General features: G+C 65.3%; 13 protein-coding genes and 3 pseudogenes. 7 read left to right on the top strand and 9 right to left on the bottom strand.

Annotated elements, in window-relative coordinates:
• Positions 1-56 precede the first annotated feature (56 nt).
• The 5 genes and pseudogenes from MEBOL_RS40660 to MEBOL_RS40640 all read left to right on the top strand — a co-directional run bounded on the left by MEBOL_RS40660 (position 57) and on the right by MEBOL_RS40640 (position 4,469).
• Positions 57-1,673 carry an AMP-binding protein gene (locus tag MEBOL_RS40660; RefSeq protein ID WP_095982439.1) on the top strand — a complete coding sequence of 539 codons (1,617 nt, stop codon included), beginning with the start codon at positions 57-59 and terminating at the stop codon, positions 1,671-1,673.
• 375 nt (positions 1,674-2,048) lie between these two features.
• Positions 2,049-2,744 (top strand): annotated as a pseudogene (locus tag MEBOL_RS40655) (IS5 family transposase); the annotation flags it as partial.
• A 76-nt stretch (positions 2,745-2,820) separates the two neighbouring features.
• Positions 2,821-3,219, top strand: coding sequence for a transposase (locus MEBOL_RS43920; RefSeq protein WP_157823996.1), 399 nt, complete (start codon positions 2,821-2,823; stop codon positions 3,217-3,219).
• Positions 3,213-3,593, top strand: coding sequence for an IS66 family insertion sequence element accessory protein TnpB (gene tnpB, locus MEBOL_RS43915; protein WP_095982436.1), 381 nt, complete (start codon positions 3,213-3,215; stop codon positions 3,591-3,593). The genes MEBOL_RS43920 and tnpB overlap by 7 nt, the downstream gene beginning before the upstream one ends.
• Positions 3,594-3,608: 15 nt before the next feature.
• Positions 3,609-4,469: an IS66 family transposase gene (locus tag MEBOL_RS40640; protein WP_095982435.1), complete on the top strand. Its 861-nt coding sequence runs from the start codon at positions 3,609-3,611 to the stop codon at positions 4,467-4,469.
• A 131-nt stretch (positions 4,470-4,600) separates the two neighbouring features.
• Here MEBOL_RS40640 and MEBOL_RS40635 read toward each other — a convergent pair whose 3' ends face one another.
• From MEBOL_RS40635 to tnpC (MEBOL_RS40615), 5 genes are all read right to left on the bottom strand, one after another.
• Positions 4,601-4,891 (bottom strand): hypothetical protein, encoded by a 291-nt coding sequence (locus tag MEBOL_RS40635; RefSeq protein ID WP_095982434.1) that lies wholly within the window; start codon positions 4,889-4,891, stop codon positions 4,601-4,603.
• A 1-nt stretch (position 4,892) separates the two neighbouring features.
• Entirely contained in the window at positions 4,893-5,705 is an 813-nt protein-coding gene (locus tag MEBOL_RS40630) for an ExeA family protein (protein ID WP_095982433.1), read from the bottom strand.
• Entirely contained in the window at positions 5,702-7,069 is a 1,368-nt protein-coding gene (locus MEBOL_RS40625) for a DDE-type integrase/transposase/recombinase (protein WP_157823995.1), read from the bottom strand. The genes MEBOL_RS40630 and MEBOL_RS40625 overlap by 4 nt, the downstream gene beginning before the upstream one ends.
• A gap of 148 nt (positions 7,070-7,217) precedes the next feature.
• A complete protein-coding gene (locus MEBOL_RS40620) occupies positions 7,218-7,805 on the bottom strand; it encodes a transposase family protein (RefSeq protein WP_157823994.1) in 588 nt (195 codons plus the stop codon).
• 260 nt (positions 7,806-8,065) lie between these two features.
• The gene (tnpC, locus tag MEBOL_RS40615) at positions 8,066-9,526 is read right to left on the bottom strand and encodes an IS66 family transposase (RefSeq protein ID WP_095977357.1); all 1,461 of its coding nucleotides are present in this window, start codon (positions 9,524-9,526) and stop codon (positions 8,066-8,068) included.
• On the opposite strand from tnpC (MEBOL_RS40615), the gene tnpC (MEBOL_RS40610) reads away from it, so the two are divergent.
• Complete coding sequence (gene tnpC, locus MEBOL_RS40610) at positions 9,499-10,374, top strand: IS66 family transposase (RefSeq protein WP_245919309.1); 876 nt, start codon at positions 9,499-9,501, stop codon at positions 10,372-10,374. The genes tnpC (MEBOL_RS40615) and tnpC (MEBOL_RS40610) overlap by 28 nt on opposite strands.
• A gap of 67 nt (positions 10,375-10,441) precedes the next feature.
• A pseudogene (locus MEBOL_RS41725) lies at positions 10,442-10,586 on the top strand (IS5/IS1182 family transposase); the annotation flags it as partial.
• A 132-nt stretch (positions 10,587-10,718) separates the two neighbouring features.
• On the opposite strand, the gene MEBOL_RS40605 reads toward MEBOL_RS41725, so the two are convergent.
• The 4 genes and pseudogenes from MEBOL_RS40605 to MEBOL_RS44225 all read right to left on the bottom strand — a co-directional run.
• Positions 10,719-11,174, bottom strand: a complete 456-nt coding sequence (locus MEBOL_RS40605) for a hypothetical protein (protein WP_095982429.1) — start codon at positions 11,172-11,174, stop codon at positions 10,719-10,721.
• A 181-nt stretch (positions 11,175-11,355) separates the two neighbouring features.
• Positions 11,356-14,685, bottom strand: a complete 3,330-nt coding sequence (locus tag MEBOL_RS44230) for an RCC1 domain-containing protein (protein WP_483869354.1) — start codon at positions 14,683-14,685, stop codon at positions 11,356-11,358.
• A 278-nt stretch (positions 14,686-14,963) separates the two neighbouring features.
• Entirely contained in the window at positions 14,964-16,775 is a 1,812-nt protein-coding gene (locus tag MEBOL_RS40585; protein WP_245919307.1) for a VWD domain-containing protein, read from the bottom strand.
• Positions 16,776-16,955: 180 nt separating this feature from the next.
• Positions 16,956-17,456: pseudogene (locus MEBOL_RS44225) on the bottom strand (SBBP repeat-containing protein); the annotation flags it as partial.
• Positions 17,457-17,812 lie beyond the last annotated feature (356 nt).

Genomic DNA, 17,812 nt, shown 5'->3' with positions numbered 1-17,812 from the left:
TCCCTCGGGGAGCAGGCGGCCTGTGTCATATCCTGGGTTCGAGAGGAGACACACCCATGGAGAAGATCTGGCTCGAGCATTACCCCCCGGGAGTTCCGACCGACATCGACGGCACGCGGTACGCTTCGCTCGCCCAGCTCCTGGACGAGTCGTTCCGCCAGTTCGCCGATCGCCCGGCGTTCGAGTGTCTGGGTCAGTCCATCACCTATCGCGAGCTCGATGCCCTCTCGCGCCAGGTGGGGGCGTGGTTGCAGGCCCAGGGGCTCGCGCGTGGCGCGGCCGTGGCCCTCATGATGCCCAACACGTTGCAGTACCCGGTCTGCGTCGCCGCCATCCTGCGCGCGGGGTGCACCGTGGTGAACATCAACCCGCTCTTCACCCCGCGCGAGCTGGAGTACCAACTCAAGGACAGCGGGGCCGTGGCCCTCTTCCTCCTGGAAGCCTTCGTCCCCAACCTCCAGAAGGTCCAGGGGAACACCGCCGTGCGGCACGTGGTGACGGTCGCCGCGGGCGCTCCGGGCACCGCCTCGCCCCTGCCTCACGCGATCCCCTTCGAGCGCGTGCTGACCGAGGGCCAGGCGCGCTCGTTCGCCCCCGTCACGGTGTCACCCGATGACATCGCCTTCCTCCAATACACGGGGGGCACCACGGGCGTGGTCAAGGGCGCCATGCTGTTGCACCGCAATCTGATCGCCAGTCTGTTGCAGACCGAGGCCTGGTTGCGGCCCGCTCTGCGCAAGCGGCCGGATCAGCCCCTCACCTTCCTCTGCGTGCTGCCGCTCTACCATATCTACGCGCTCAATAACTGCGCGCTGCTGGGCACGTACCTGGGCGCGCTGAACATCCTCATCCCCAATCCGCGAGACCTTACCGGCGTCATCCAGACGCTGTCCCACCGGCCCATTCATGTCCTGCCGGGGGTCAATACCTTCTTCAACGCCCTCATCCACCATCCCGACCTGGGGAAGCTCAATCTCTCCCAGGTGCTGATCGCCAACAGCGGTGGCGCGTCGGCGCAGCGGGCCGTCGCGGAGAAGTGGTTCGCGCTGACCGGCGTGCCGCTCATCGAGAGTTACGGCCTGACGGAGACCTCGCCCGGGGTGTCCAGCAACCCGGTCACCGCTCCGGAGTACTCCGGTGGCATCGGGCTGCCGCTGCCCTCCACCGAGGTCGTCCTGCGCGATGACGAGGGGAGGGACGTGCCGATCAACGAGCCCGGGGAGATTTGCATCCGTGGCCCCCAGGTCATGGCTGGCTATTGGAACCGCCCGGAAGAGACGGCCCGGGTCATGACGACCGATGGCTTCCTCAAATCCGGGGACATCGGTGTCATGGACGAGCGCGGCTTCCTGCGCATCGTGGACCGGAAGAAAGACATGATCCTCGTGTCTGGCTTCAACGTCTATCCCAACGAGGTCGAGGGCGTGGTCGCCTCGCACCCCGGCGTGCTGGAGGTGGCGGCCGTGGGCGTGCCCGACGAGCGCTCGGGCGAGGCGGTGAAACTCTTCGTGGTGAAGAAGGACGCGGCCCTCACCGAGGCGCAGTTGCTGGAGTTCTGCCGCGAGCAGCTCACGGGCTACAAACGGCCCAGGTCCATCGAGTTCCGCGCCGAGCTTCCCAAGAGTAACGTGGGGAAGATCCTCCGCCGGGAGCTGCGTCCCCCGGCGAGCTGACACCGCCAGAGCAAGGACTGACGGTGCGGCATACGAAGGGGAGTGGGGCAACTTCGTATGGAGGCGGCGGGATTCGAAGCCGCCGCCGCTTGGCTCCCCAAGAGCGAGCCTGGCGGGGTCTTGTGGGAGCCTGGCGGTAGCGTGTGCCCTGGCGAGGTGTGGCTGGGGAGGGGCTGGTGGGGGCGCACGGGTGGGAGTACCGGCGGAGGCGGGCATCCGAGGGGTCGTCCCACACCACGAGCCTCTTTCGGTAGGAGCTTGGACGCTGAGGAGACGGCCGTGGAGGGAAAGAGCCCGGCATGGCCGTCTGACCGCATAAGTAGGAAGAAGGACATGACCTTGGCGGTTGACCTCATGGAGGCGAGGCCAGGAGCCATGGGAGTGGTGCATCAGGATGACGGGTGGCGGTTGCCGGACGAACTGTGGGCGAAGATGCAGCCCCTGTTGCCGCCGCGACCGCCGCATCCACTGGGGTGCCATAACCCACGAGTGCCCGACCGTCAGGCCATGGATGCCATCCTCCTGGTCCTGCGCACTGCCCTGCCGTGGGACGCGCTCAAGGCCACGGACATCTGCCATCCCTCCTCGGCCTACCGGCGCTTCCGCGAGTGGCTGGCGGCTGGCGTGTTCCGAGAATTCTGGCGTCAAGGGCTCCATGCCTATGCGGCCCTGGTCGGCATCGACTTGGAATGGCTGGCCCTGGATGGGGCCATGGCGAAGGCCCCGCTGGGAGGGGAGAAGACAGGGCCCAACCCCACCGACAGGGGGAAGAAGGGCAGCAAGAAGAGTCTGCTGACCGATGGGCGCGGCGCCCCTCTGGGCCTGAGGGTTGCTGGCGCCAACGTCAATGACCACAAGCTGATGCACTCCACCCTCCAGTCCCTCCCCGTGGAGCGCCCCTCACCCACAGAGCATGCCCCTCAAGGGTTGTGCTTGGACAAAGGCTACGACTACGACAGGGTGCGTGCCCTGGCCGTGCAGTACGGTTTTACCCTGCACCTGCGTCGGCGTGGCGAACCGGACCAGCCGCTGGAGAGCGGCAAGAAGGCCCGGCGGTGGGTAGTGGAGCGGTAACAGCTCGCCGGAGCCCGTCGTGACGAGAGAGGCGGGAGCGTGAGACGTCCAGGGAAGAAACCTGGAGGTGTACGTGGAGAAGGAGTTGGAGCAGTTCCGGCAAGAGGTGCAGAGACTGAGAGCGGGACGAGCCAAGGGCTCGGGCCCCTTCCCCGAGCCGATGAGAGCGTTCGCGGTGCGCTACCTGGCGCAGGCGTTGGAGAAGGGAGAGACGCTCAAGTCGGTGGTGGAGAGGCTGGGGGTGTCGGAGCCGACGCTGCAGGCGTGGAGGCGGGGGCAGACGCCTGGGAGCAAGGCGAGAGGGAGTGAGCCGAGGCTCGCGGGGCTGGTGCCGGTGGTGGTGAACGAGGAGAAGGTGCCCGCGAGGCCGCGAGAGGGCACTACCTTGGCGGTGGTGTCGCCGCGGGGCTGGAGGGTGGAAGGGCTGGGGGTGGAGGAGGCGGTGGAGGTGCTGCGGAGGGTGGCGTGCTGACACTCACGCGGGCGGTGCGGGTGTACGCCAGTGCGGTGCCGGTGGACATGCGCAAGGGGTTTGATGGATTGAGCGCGCTGGTGGAGCAGCAGCTGGGAGGACAGCTGCTCAAGGGCGACGTGTTCCTCTTCGTGGGGCGGTGTCGCCAGCGGGCCAAGGTGCTCTACTTCGACGGCACGGGGCTGGTGCTGCTCACCAAGCGTCTCTTCAAGGGACGCTTCGCGCGGCCGTGGGCCCAGGCCGGAGCGGTGAGCGTGGAGCTGACGGTGACGGAGCTGTCCTTGTTTCTGGAGGGGTGCGAGCTGGCGGGGAGGTGGAAGCTGTCGCCGCCAGCCTTCGAGGAGAAAGAACTTGCGGTGGAGGCGGCCGTGTAGCACTACCGCAGAAGTATGGTTCCCCTCGGGCAGGTGAAGGACCTGGAGACGGCGAAGCAGATGGCGGCGCTGCTCGAGGCGGAGAACGCGCGGCTGCACCAGCGGCTGGAGGCGCTGGTGCAAGAGAATGCGCGGCTCAAGGGGGAGGACGCCCAGGCGCGGCTGCAACTGGAGCTCACCCAGCTCCAGGAGCAACTGGCGCGCATGCAGCAGCGCCTCTTCGGAGCCTCCAGCGAGAAGCGCCCGAGCGCGCAGCAGGAGGAGCCCGCCGCGCGCGAGCGGCCCCAGCGGGGACATGGGCCGAGAGCCCAGCCGGAGCTGCCCGTGCAAGAGGTGCTGCTGCCGCTGGACGAGGCGGACAAGGTATGCGGCCTGTGCGGCGGCGCCCTCGCGGAGTGGCGGGGGCAGACGGAGGACAGCGAGGAGGTGAGCGTGGTGGAGCGCCACTTCGTCCTCAAGCGCTACCGCCGACAGAAGTACCGCTGCCCGGAGGGGTGCGCACCCGTCACCGCACCCACCGCGCCGCGCCTCATTCCGGGCGGCCGCTACGCGGTGGATTTCGCCGTGCACGTGGCGCTGCAGAAGTATGCCTTCCACCTGCCGCTGGCGCGCCAGGAGCGCATGTACCGGCGCGAGGGCCTGGCGGTGGACACCCAGACGCTGTGGGACCAGTTGTCCGCCCTGGCCCGCCACCTCCAGCCCAGCTACGAGGCACTGCTCGCCGTCGTCTTCGCTTCCCCCCTCATCCACGCGGATGAGACGCACTGGCACCTGCTGGACAAGGGCCCGGGGAAGAAATGGTACGCATGGACGGTGGCCAGTCCCCGCGCGGTGCACCACCGCATTCTCCCCAGTGTTGCCGCGCACGCATGTTGATGGAGATTTGGACCGGCTGGTTGATGGGCATCAGCGAGGGCGCACGGTCGCGGCGCACACTCGTTGAGGAAGCCCTCGCCGGACGTGAGCAGTGGGCGCGCACGTTCAGCGAGGGCTGGTCGGGGAGAGGTTCAGCTGGGGGAGAGCTCGGAGGGAGGCGCGACAAGCGCCCACTCCTCCCGCATGACGATGAGAGTCCGGTAGCGGCGCAGGGAGTGCTGGAGCGCCTCCACCTGGATGAGGAGAGCCGCGGCCAGGCAGGCCTGGGCGGAGGGAGGATGAGGAGAGGCGGCGAAGTCCTCGGCCTCCAGTTCCGCGTGGGCGGCGGTGAGGGCGGCGGCCGAGGCGCGCAGCGTGGCCTCGAGGGCGGCGAGCACGGCCAGTTCCGGGGCGCACAAGACGAGTTCCAGGTGCGCGTCCATGTCAGTCCTCCAAGGAGCCGGAGTCGAGGACACGCGCCAGGGTGTCGCGCTCCACCAGCTTCTTCTTCTTGCGAGCGGCCTCGCGCAGCGCGGCGGTGGCCAGTCTATCCAAGTCGCGCAGGGCGCCGCTGGCCGCTTCGTGCAGCATGGCCACGGAGTCGGAGGCGAACAGCTCGCGCTCGCACCCGGCGTGGGCCAGACGCACGCGCAGGTACTCGGCGGTGTCCTCGGGACACAGGGGCGAGAGGTGCAGACGAGTGTGGAGCCGGGAGTAGAGGCTACGGTTGTGCCGACGTGACAGGCGGCCCTCCAGTTCCGGCAGGCCCACCAGCACCAGGCTGAGCAGGGCTTGGGAGTCCCACTGGTAGTTGAGCAGTATATGCAGATGGTCGAGCACGTCCTGGTGCAGCAGGTGTGACTCGTCCAGGAGAAACACGGGGTGGGTGCGTTCCTGGCCCAGTTGCTCCACATGGGTGGCCACGGCGTAGAAGACGGCCGCCGCGGTGGCCGAGGGCTTGAGGCCCAGCGCCAGGCACAGCTGGCGGTAGAAGTCGCGTCGGCCCAGGGTGGCGTTGTGGCAGTAGGTGAGGCGGAAGCCGCCGTGGGGCAGCCGGTGGCGCAGCGCGCGCAGCACGCAGGTTTTGCCCACGCCCGGCTCGCCGGTGAGCACCACGCTGTGGCGCTGGCGCAGGGCCTCGCACAACTCCTCCACCAGCGCGCTCTTGGAGGAGGGCAGCCAGAGCTCGGCGTCGGCAATCTCCTTGGAGAAAGGGGCCAGGGAGAGGCCGAAATGGGAGAGGTAGGAGGGCGTCATGCCTCACCCCCGTCCTCATTGGCGGCATGGGATTGAGGGCGGCCCGTGGCCTTGTCCAGCAAGGCGCGCGGCGGGTCGAAGGCCGGGTGGCGAGGCACCGTCTCGTCCAGGTGGGGACGGCGCCAGGGGCGCTCGCGCCGGGAGTTGCGCACCGGGTCCACCGGGTGCAAGGCAATACGCTGGCCCTCGTGCTCCACCCAGGGCGCCTCCCGCGCGTCCACCAGGCAGCGGCAGAGCGTCACCACGCGGCCGGCCAGGTGGCCGGCGTCCATTTCATAGTCCTCGCCTCCGAGGCTGACGGTGGTGTCGCGGCGCACGCGGCGGCGAAGGCGCACGGTGAGGGCCTCGCGCAACCGCTGCTCGTCGAAGCCGTCAGGCGTGGGTGTATGGCTTTGAAAGACGGCCAGGGGCGAGCGTCCCAGTAGCGAGGAGTGGGGAGCGCGGTGGTAGTGCGCGTCGAGGAAGGCCCACAAGCGCACATTCACGTCGTGGAGACTTGCCGCGCCGCCGAGGAAATCCAGGCAGCCCTCGCGCAGCGTGCGCCAGAAGCGCTCCATTTTTCCGCGAGCCTGCGGGTCATAAGGGCGTGCGTGCAACAGGGTAGTGCCCAGGCGCGCACAAGCAGTGGCCAGGGTGTCACCCCGGTAGGTGCTGCCATTGTCGAGGTAGAGGGCGTCGGGCTTGCCGTGGCGGCGCAGGGCGCGCACCAGCAGGCCCAGCATGTCCACCTCGCGCTCGGAGTGGTGGGCCTCCAGCGCCACCACGTAGCGGCTGGCATCGTCCAGCAGGGCGTGCAGGCGCAAGGGAAGTGTCTTGTCCTCCAGGGTGAGGGAGGGGCCGTGGCATACGTCGCCATGCCACAGGGCCATGGGGGCCTCGGCCTGCCAGCGCAAGCGGGTATGGCGGGAGGAGGCGTCGCGCAGGGCCTGACGCGTATGCCCCGCCTCGCGCAGCAGCCGACGCACGGTGGCCGCCGACACCGCGCCCGTCGTAAGCCGTCCGTCCGCCTCCAGGGTGCGCAGCATGAGAGGCACCGAGGCCGAGGGGTGCTCCCTGCGAATGTCCAACAGCAGCTGGCGCTGCGCGGGCGTGAGGGCTAGGGCACGGCCCTTGTCGCCACGCGCCGTGGGCAAAAGCCCCGCCAGGCCCTGACGCTTGTAGGCGTAGTACCAGCGCTCCAGGGTGGGCAGCGAGAAGCCGCGTGTGGCCTGGGCTCCGGGTGGGCGGAAGCGCTGCTGGCTGAGGGACAGCAGCGCCGCGCGCAACTGCCCCTTCTCCAACTGCGCCTGGGTGAGAGCGCCCAGCACGCCGTGGCGGAACACCGCCACCGCTTCGGCGTGGGACTTGGGGGTGAGGCCTTCCATACGTGGACTTCTCCCGCGCCCGCCAGCCGTCGGCCTGGAGTGGCCACACGCCGCGGGCGCACTCCCACCGTGCCCGCCACCAGCCGACGCGGGGAGGCAACCTCTCGGGTGGGGGCAGCGTGCGGCCCGAGCCCCACGCCATGGCCCCTCACGCGGCGTGCACGGCTCCCCAAAAAGCCTGCACCGCCAGCGGCGGCGAGGGCGCGCTCGGCGGCGCATGGCCCGCCACCGTGCTGGCCACGTGCGCCGCGGCTCGACGCGCCGCCCACCCTCGCGGCCAGGGGCGCACGCGCACCAGCAGCCTGCGCTCCGCCACCGCCTCCACCCACGCCCTTGGCGTGCGCCAGCGCCGGGCCGAGGTGGCCCCCACGTGCACCCAAGGGCTGACGCGTCCACGCACCGCCGCCAGCCCCAGCCCCACCACGGCCCACAACGCCAAGGCCCACGCTATCGCCGCCAGCGAGTACAGCCGCCGCGTCCACACCTCCCACGGCGCCACCGTGCACGTGGCCCCGCACGCCTGGCAGCGGTAGCGCCGCACCCGCACCTCCACCTGCCTCGGTGCCCCTCCCGGCCGCGCGGGCCCCAGCACCTGCCGGCTGCGCGTGCCATGCCCGTGCAGCGCCATGGGCTCGCCCACCGGCCGGCTCGCCGCGCCGCACCCAGGACACCTCCCCGGCCTCACCGCCTCCACGTCCGGTGGCCCCTGCTCCCATCCCTTGACTGGCAACGCCACTCGGATGATTCCTTGGCTGCTCCGCTTCTCTTTCTCCAACGTCTGTGCGGAGCCCTGGCCCGTGCCGTGCTGCTACACGGTCACGGGCCTCTTTCTTCTCCGCGCCCGGTCCGGGCTCTCGGAGCGGCACTCCCGGCCGCGCGGGCCCCGCCCTCCTGGGACTCGTGCACTACCTCACCCGTCATGGCTTGACCCGAACCTGCTGGGTGATGGGGCGCCCCACTCCCTTGGGGCTTCTCCCATCGTAACCGTTCACCAGCTCAGGCGGTGAGCGCGAGCTGAGGTTCGGGCGCGGAGGGGAGGAGCGAAGGCCCGCGCAGGCCGCGGCGGTGCGCGGCGAGGGTCTCGGTCAGGAAGGCGAGCACGTCACGGCCCTGCAGCTTGAGGGTGGTGGTGGCGGTGAATATGCGCTCCACGAAGCGGCTGCCCTCCTCGCTCTGCGTGCCGAAGGACGTCTTCCTGTACATGACGGCGTGCCGGATGCAGCGCTCGCCGAAATTGTTGGTGGGCTCGAGGCCCGGCACATCGACAAACGTCCAGAGGCACTTCTCCCACTGGAGGATTTCCCGGGCCATGCCGGCCGTCTTCTTCTCTGCCCGCAGTGCCGCCTCGCGCAGCAGTTGGCCGACTCTGCGTTCCACGCCGCGCATGCGCTCTTCGAAACGCTCGCGTGACAGGGTGCCGTCACGCACGCGGTGGTACCACTTGAAGAAGCGGTTGCGCTCGCGCATGAGCTCTCTGCCTATCCGCCCACCCCGGCCGCCCCTGTCGATGAAACCCTGGAAGTCGCGTGTGAGGTGTGCCCAGCACAGCTGCCGCAGCCCTGCATCCACCCACGCGTAGGCGCTCCACCTGTCGGTGGTGAGGAAGCCCGCGAAGTCCGCGCCGAGCAACTGGCGGGCGACCTTGCCGCCGCGGCTTCTGGCGATGTGGAACACCACTACCAGCGCAGTGGCCACCACCCACAGCCAGGCGCGGCCGGCCCGGCCGCCCTCTCGTCCCTGTGCAAACCCCGTCTCGTCGGCGTTGACCGCCTCCGAGGTCTGCACGTAGGCGAGGGCTTCGGCCGTCGGTGGCGCGAGTGCCTCCGACATCTCGCCCTCCAGGTTGCTGACGCTGCCCACCGACAACTCGACGCCCAACATGTCTGACAAAGCGTCCTTCACCAGTCGCTTGGACAAGCGGTACTTGCCCACCAGCAACGAGGCGAGCGCTGTGAGCCGGTCACCAAAGACGCTGCGCGCGTGCACGGGCACTTCCCCGCGCGTCACCACCCCACAACCAGGGCATTGCAGTGCATGGCAGCGGTACTCGGTGACAATGGCCGACAGGGGCGGCACTTCCACCACCTGGTGACGCCGGGGCGCGGTGTCCTGCCCATTCAGTCGCCCCTTGCAACCCCGGCACTCCCTGGGCACCAACTCCACGACGTGCTGCACGTCCTCGGGCGGCAGCAGCGCGCGCTCATGCTTCTTGTGCCCAGGCTGGCCTCCGGGACGGCGGCCCGTGGGCCTCTTGCTCTGGCGCGGAGTGCCTGGGGCATCCGAGGAGGGCGGCTTGGAGGAGTTGCTCGAGTTGAGCCCCAGCCGTTCCTTGAGCCATCGATTCTCCTCGCGCAGCCTTTCATTCTCCTCCTCCAACTGCGCGATACGCTCCAGCGCTGCCTCCAGCCGTTTCTCCAGCTGCGCTATCCGTGCGTCTCGGGCATCCACCTCCACCATGCCCTGGCTACACCACGCCAGACGTCCTCTTGTCCAGCACCACTTTTCCGGTCACGTCTAGCCCGGCTCCTCTTCAACCAAGCCAATGCGGTGAACGGTTACCTCCCATCATCCAGTCGGTCCGATTCCGGGCCGATTTCCCCCATCTACGCTGCGCGGTAACACCCAGCCGCTCCGGGGCCACGGCCCGGCAGGTACTGGGCAACTACCAGGGCGTCGCCATGGTGGATGGCTACGCCGCCTACCAGACGGCGACGAAACCGGGGGCCGACGGGCCGGCCTCCTGTAGCCTGGTGTTTTGTTGGGCCCACGTGCGGCGCAAATTCGTGGAGGCCGAGCAGGTGGCCCCCGCGTGCGCCCAGGTGCTGTCTCTCATTGGCCAGTTGTATGCCATTGAGGCCGGCCTGCCTGACCCGCATGCGCTGGAGGGAGCACAACAGACCGCGGCGCTCGCGTACCGTCTGCTGGTGCGGCGGGAGCAGTCCGTCCCGCTGGTGGCGGCCATCCGCGAGTGGGCACTGGCTCAGCGCGCGCTGCCAGGCAGCGGCCTGCGCAAGGCCCTCGAGTACATGCTGGCGCTGTGGAGCGGGCTCACCGTCTTCCTCTCCAACCCCTGGGTGCCCTTGGACAACAACCTGGTGGAGCGCCAGCTGCGCGACCTGGTGCTGGGCCGCAAGAATCACTACGGCTCCAAGTCGCTGCGCGGCACCGAGGTGGCGGCCCTCTTCTACTCGCTGATTGAGACGGCCCGCCTGGGCGGTGAGGACCCGGGGCGCTACCTGCTGCGCGCCGCGCTCGCCGCCATCGACAACCCCGGCACCGTCACGCTCCCCTCCAGCCTCGACTGACGCCGCCGCGCTTTGTTTCGTGGCCCGGCTGGCTCTCCTCGCCTCGTCCAGACGGGGCTCGGCGAGCTATTACGTGGAGCGCACCCACGGGTGGCTTCAACAAGTTTCGCCGTCTGCTGGTGCGCTGGGAGAAGTGTGAGGACACCTGGCTGGCGATGCTCCATTTCGCGCTGGGGCTCATCACCTGGTTCCACCACCTGTTGCCCAAGTAGGCAGAACACAGCAGGGGTGGAGCGGAGGCGTGCTCGGGTGACCCTGCGCCCGCGGCGGATTCGTGGGTTGCCGCGAGCCTGACTCCGTGACGGCCTGCCGCCCTCGCTTCATGTGCCCGTCCCTCTCAAAGTTCAGTCCTCCCTCGCTAGACAGCTCCTCTCTGCTTCGTCTCCTACCGAAAGAGGCTCCACCTGCTGCGAGTTCATGGCGGGCTCCTCCAGCCCCTCCGCGTCGGCGAACACTTTGATGGTGTTCTCACAGGATTGGATGTGGGCGGTGAAGGAAAAGGGCACGTCCTTGCCACAGTGCGTGCAGAGTGTGACCTCAGGGCTGTCATTGACTTGGTACCAGATGCGGTCGACCTCGGCGGGAAGGCTCTTCACCTCGCCCGAGACGGCAACCGCTCCGCTCGCCGCGCAGCGATTGACCGGGTGGATGTTCACGGCCAGCGGCGGGACAATGTTGATGGCCTGCCCACAGCCGGCCGTCACGCTCACGGGGGCGAAGTTGGCCTCGGTGGCACCGCCCGCGTCATTCACGAGCATCGCGTGGGGTTTGAGGTTGAAGGTGCTCTGGGGCAGGGTCATGTAGAGGAAGCCTTCTTCCTTCGGATAATTGCCCACGGGTTAGCCGTTGACGTAGGGGTCGCCGTATAGAAGGTGCCCGTGACGCTATAGTCGACGTCCTGCTCCCGCCAGTCCTTGCCCTTGTAGCCACCGCTCACGTCGAGCGAGGGGTTGTAGACGCGCCCGAACTCCGTCCGGTTCATCACAACAACAAGGAGCGCACAGGGACGTTGACTGACAATGACAATCCCTCTCCCAGCAGGCCATAGTCATTATCTCCCCAAAACCACACTCCATCTTCTGGATGCACTACCAGGGAGTGGGAACTCCCAGCAGCTAGAGCCGTGACTCTCTTCAATCCCTTTACTTGCACCGGTACCGTCCAATTTGTTGTGCTTCCATCTCCCAGGCGACCATCCCCATTGTAGCCCCACGCCCAAACGACGCCATCCGCTCGCAGAGCCAGTGAATGGGCACTTTGGGCTGAGGCTGCTACAGCCACGACCCCGTTCAATGCCTGAACTCGCGTAGGTGCTAGTCGATTTACCGTGCTCCCGTCGCCTAGTTGGCCAACCCAGTTTCCGCCCCATGCCCATACGCTGCCATCCGAGCGTACTGCCAGCGAATAGCGATAGCCAGCGGCCACGGCCACCACCCCACTCAAACCCCGTATTTGCACAGGCGTTAATCGACTGACATTGCTCCCGTCTCCTAACTGACCATAGCCATTATAGCCCCAAGCCCATACGCTGCCATCTGAGCAGACTGCGAGTGAGTGATCGGAGCCAGCTGCTACGGCCACAACATTGCTCAAGCCTTGCACTTGTACCGGCATCAACCGCCTGACAGTGCTACCGTCACCCAACTGACCCTCATTATTGTACCCCCAGCTCCATACGCGACCATCAGCACTCACCGCCAGAGAATGGTGGACACCAGCAGCTATGGCCATCACCTCATTCAGTCCCCGCACCCGCACCGGCAATATACTATCTAAAGCGCTACCATCTCCCAGTTCGCCACTACCATTGTAACCCCACGCCCATACACTATGGTCTGTGCTCAACGCCAACGAGTGAAGACGGCCAGCCGCTACTGCTATCGTTCTGCCCAACCCTTGAGTTCGTACGGGCATGGCCCGGTCCGAGGTGCTTCCGTCACCCAGTTGTCCGTCCGAATTTTTACCCCAAGCCCATACGCTCTGATCCGCATCTATTATCGCGAGTGAGTGCTCTTCAGCAGAAGTGACGGCTACCACGTTAGACAGAGCAGCCACTTGCGCGGCGGTAAAAATCGTACGACTGAACCCATCTGCGCGCTGTCCATTCCCATTATAGCCCCACGCCCAAGCGCTCCCGTCCGATCGCACAGCCATTGAGTATCGATGACCAGCTGACACAGCCACCACTCCGCTCAATCCAGATACATGCGTAGGCACTGTTCGGCTCGACTCACTTCCATCCCCCAACTCGCCTTGCCCATTATAGCCCCAAGCCCACAGACTTCCGTCCGCACGCACCGCCAATGAGTGGAGATCGCCAGCCGATACAGCAAACACTCCGCCCAAGCCTTGTACACGCGCTGGAATCGCACGGTTCGCCTCGCTTCCATCTCCTAGCTGTCCATCCCAGTTCCCTCCCCAGGCCCACACACTACCGTCCATACTTAGCGCCAGTGAATGGCTGTATCCAGCTGCCACGGCCACCACGCCACTCAATCCGCGCACCTGCACCGGCGCTGAACGATCCACCTCGCTTCCATCTCCTAGCTGTCCGTTGATATTACTCCCCCAAGCCCAAACATTTCCATCCGCACGCACCGCTAGCGAATGACCTGCGCCAGCTGCTATAGCCACAACGCCGCTCAACCCTGCTACACGTACCGGCAGGTAACGGTTTGATGTACTCCCATCGCCGAGTTGTCCGTTATAATTGGCTCCCCAGGACCATGCACTTCCGTCCGCGCACACCGCCAGGGAATGACGTTCGCCAGCCGCTATTCTCCTCACTCCGCTTAACCCCTGCACTTGCACTGGCGTCCCGCGTTTTATTATGCTCCCGTCGCCTAGCTGTCCGTAGGTATTTTCGCCCCAAGACCACACATCCCCATTCGCTCGCAACGCCATTGAATGATTTTCACCGACAGTCACTGCTACTGTTTCATCCAATCCAGGCACTTGAGATGGCATGGCGACGCCGTAGGGACTTGCAGTGCTCAATCCAGATGTCCAAACGGTCCCATCCGGACGGACCGCCAGTGAGTGGGAACTGCCGGCCGCCACGAGACCCATACCTGTATCTAGGAGTGTTCTCACGGGAAGTAACTGAGAGCTGGTTGAGCCATTGCCCAATTGCCCGTAAAGGCCATATCCCCATGCCCACAAGCGGCCATCTGCTCCCAAGGCCAGGGAGAAGAATCCCCCCGCTGTTACAGCAGCCAACCCCATCAACGTTCCCGCTCCAGTGGGCGCCTTCACTTGGGTCGGCAAGGAGCGGCATTTTGTCGAGCCGTCCCCTAGCTGCCCTTGAGTGTTGTTCCCCCAACTCCAGACTGAACCATCGCCGCCTATAGCCAGTGAATGCCAGCTGCCGCTCGAAACGGACTCAACACCCATCAACGGTTCGCTTCCATCAGCATTCAATACGCGCACAGCTTCTCTCCTGGAAGAGGAGAATTCACAATTGCCTAACTGGCCATCATAGCCGTGGCCCCATGTCCATACCGTCCCGTCCGATCGCAGGGCGAGGGCGTGCTGCGAGCCGCTTGACAACTCTACCACATCATCTAGCACTCCGCCCTCTGCGACATGAACTTGCACAGGGATATAGCTGCCTTGAAAAGCGTCACTATTTCCTAGTTGACCAAATGCGTTGGCTCCCCACGCCCACACTGTTCCATCGGCCTTGAGTGCCAGCGAATGAGCCGCTCCGGCTGCGATCTCTGTAATGCCATACAGGCCAGGCACCTGCGTGGGCACTGCGCGAGCGTCGCTTGTACCATCTCCCAATTGGCCATCGGCATTCGCACCCCAAGCCCATACTGTGCCGTCATCCAGCAACGCGAGGGAGTGAAAAGCGCCCGCCGTTATTGCTTTCGCCGGCCTTAAGCTCGCGACTCGCATGGCCCTGTTGTTCCTGCTATCCGGGGAACTCGTGCCAACTTGACCCGAAGGGTTGGCGCCCCAAGCCCATACCGTGCCGTCCGCTTGAAGCGCGAGTGAATGCCGCGCACCACTCGCTACGGCAACCACCTGCCCTAGAGCACTTCCGCCATTCGCTCCGTCCGCAAGTACGATGACCGGTTGCGCGCTTTGGGTGAACGAGGCGTTTCCTAACTGGCCCTCTTGATTGCGGCCCCAAGAACGCACTCCCCCATTAGGCATTACTACGAGCGAGTGTTCCATTCCCGCAGCAATCCTGCCTCGCCATACTGGCCGCGAGGACGCATTCAGCGCTCCATTGAAGTCCGAGGATACTACGCTCGACAGGGAGCGTTCGGGTTCGGCGCAGCCTATAATCAAACACAAGCTCATCCACCATAAAGCACTCAATCCTTTTGATGCGCTGCAATGCGTCATTTTGTTCGCCCTTGCTCTTGAGCAAGTACAGGAAAATGGGGATCTGACTTTGATTCTTGTCGGACTGGAGTCCTGCGCTTTTTTCCATGCTGGATGCTGGATGCTGGATGCTGGATGCTGGATGCTGGATGCTGGATGCTGGATGCTGGATGCTGGATGGAAGGCAAAGCGCAGCCCTCTGCCTCCAGTACTGGAGGCAGAGGGCTGGTGGATTCAACGCAACCCGAGCGCAGCTACTGAATCTGGACCTCGACGTTGTCGAGCCCCCACGCCTCTCCCGTGATGCCCGACAGGTTTTTTGCCTCGAAGATGAGTGTCAGGCTCGATTGGGTGTGCGGGAACGTGTACTTGAGCCGGTAGATGGAGTCACCGCCCGGGTAGTAGAGCATGTTGCGCTCCAGGGCGCCGGTCCCTGCCTTGTTTGAACTCGGGTAGTCGCCTGGGTGGGACTGGAGGTAGTTGGGATTGTTGGAGAAGGTCGTGTCCAACAGCACCCCTCGGCCCTGCGCCGTCAGCGTGAATCGATTGGGGTTGTTGGTCTTGTTGCCAAGCCAACCATTGAGCACGTACAGATCGAAGCTGACGGTGACAGTTGCGTGGCTCTGCTGTGTGGGCCAGGAGAACAGGACGGACTCGTTACCGAACTCACCCAGGAAGGTGTGGTCGCCGGCGGGCGAAGTGCTCGTCATCTGCGTCGCCCATCCACTGGTGTCATTGGTTTCGAAGTTGCCCAAGTAGACGGTCGTCGGAGCAGGGGTAGGGGGCGGGGTGTTGCCCTGTTGCGCACTGCCCTGGGTGGACGCCGCGCCGGTGGCGAACGAGGTATCACCCGTGCTGACTACGTCGGTGATGCAGCCGTTGAGGGTGGCTGGGTCCGTCACGCCCGCGCCCTGGCAGATTTGCTGTGCCTGTTGCTGCTGGGTGGGCGTGGGGAGGGGTGGAGGGGTGGAGGGGAAGTCGAAGTTGGTGAAGAAGGCGGAACTCTCGCCCGGGCCGTAGTCGAAGAGGGACTCGGCCTGGGCGATGCGCCAGCTGTTCACATAGGAGGACGGCCCCGTGTACATCTGGGTGAAGGAGAGTGAGGGGGGAAGGGGCGTGCCGTTGCGCAGGGCGAACTCGTCGGAGCGGTTGCCGTTGAAGTTGCCCAGGGGGCCCCGCATCTTGCCAGCGCGGGAGGGCGCCAGGCGCAGGTGGGCGTTGACGTAGTTGCTCTCGGGGGTGAGGGTGAGGTGGTCGCCCGTGGGCCAGACGAGGGTGTAGGTGGTGCCCTGCTGGCGGATGCGGCCGCCGCCAGTAAGGATGAGTTCTCCGGAGACGGAGACGGGCACGCCGTTGACCTTCACCGGAGGGTTGGCGCCCAGGTAGAAGCCCACGCGGTCACCGCCGAGCTTGGTGGCGAAGGCGGAGAAGACGCTAACATGAGGTGAGCCGTTCCAGGGCTTCTGGCGTGCCTGGAGGGTGAGGTCTCCCGTGGTGGCCTCGGTGAGGATGAACTCGCCGTAGCCCTGGAAGTCGTAGGCGATGCCGTCGAAGGTGACGTAGTGGGGGTCACCCCAGCCGTAGCCCAAGGTGCACTTGGTGGGAGTGGTGATGCTGCAACCCTCTTCGTACTTGAAGAGGAGGAAGTCTCTGCCGTTCTGGTTGGTGGTGCTGGAGAAGGCGCCCTCGGTGTAGCCCGCGATGTAGACGCCAGAGCCCTTGTCCGTGGCAATGCCCAGGCCGACATCCACCGACGCGAATTCACCTGTGGTGTTGGCGCCGATCTGGCGGGTCGAGACCAAGTCGCCGTTTTCCTTGAAGCTCATCATGAAGACGTCATCGCTATCCAGGGCGGCCTTGGTGTCGATGTCGTAGTTGCTGGAGCCGGTGACGTAGACGTTGCCGCCACCGTCCGAGGTCACCCCATGCATGTAGTCGATTCCAGGGGTCCCAAACTGCTTGGCCCAGAGCTGCTCGCCCTTGTCGTTGAACTTCAACAGCAGTCCGTCGTAGTCGTTGCCAGCTTTGCTGTCGAGAGCAAAGGGACCGACAGTGTGGCCAACCATGTAAATATCCACGACTCCGTCAGTACGTCGGGACGTGGCCAAACCCCGTGCTACGTCGCCCTTAGTTGTACCCAACTGTTTCGTCCACAGTTTTAGGCCTGCGGAATCATACTTGGTCAGAAAGAGGTCGGAAGTAGCGAGAGTGCCGCCTTTGTTGGTGTTGCCGTCGAGATTGCCGTAGGTATGACCACCCACGTAGACGTTACCGTTCGCATCACAGGCTAGGCCGAATGCCTGATCGTTCTTCTCGCTACCTAATTGACGCCTCCACACCTCCTTTCCTATTGGGTCGAATTTCACGACGAAAACATCCATGAGGCCAGTAGAGGTGGTGGCAAAGGCGCCTTTGGTGTAGCCTGCTACGTAGACATTGCCGCTGCTGTCCGTGGCGATGGACGTTGCATAGTCATAGTCCGGCGATCCGAACTGGCGCGTCCACAGTCGATTACCATCCTTGTCGTACTTCACGAGGAAGATATCGAAGAGCCCAGCGGAGGGATTGTCGTTGATGCTGTCCGAGGTGTAGCCAGCGACGTAAATGTCCGGGGTTAGGCAGTTACCATTGCGGTCGAAGGAAGCGACACCCAATGCTGCGTCATTCCCTGTTCCGCCAAATTGGCGCGACCACAATTTTTTGCCGTGAATGTCGTGTTTAATCAGGAAGAAATCATCGTTGCCCATGATTGGGTTGTCGTCGAAAGCGGCACTTGTGTACCCCACTGAATAGATGCCTTCGCAGGAGGCTGCGATAGCCGTGCCGATGTCTTCGGTTTCCGTGCCGTACTGCCGCAACCAAGCTGGTTCGTCCTCGGGTAGGGCCATGGGCGATGGCGACATGCGTGGGTTGTTGGTCTTGCGCTCCTTGAGGCTCCTGTGCTGGCTGGCTGGCCGAGTTCGTTCCTCCAGAAGCAAGTTGAGTGGGCTCTCCTTGAGTTGCGCTTGCATTGGCTCTGATTGCTCGGTTCGCGATGGTTGCGGCGGCTTGCTCACGGGCTGGTCTGCGACTATTGCGAGAAGATACAGTGACAACAATCCTA

It is taken from the genome of Melittangium boletus DSM 14713 (assembly GCF_002305855.1).
Classification (GTDB): Bacteria; Myxococcota; Myxococcia; order Myxococcales; family Myxococcaceae; genus Cystobacter; species Cystobacter boletus.
Note: the sequence above shows the minus strand (reverse complement) of the source record. Positions and strands in the feature narration are given on the sequence as shown.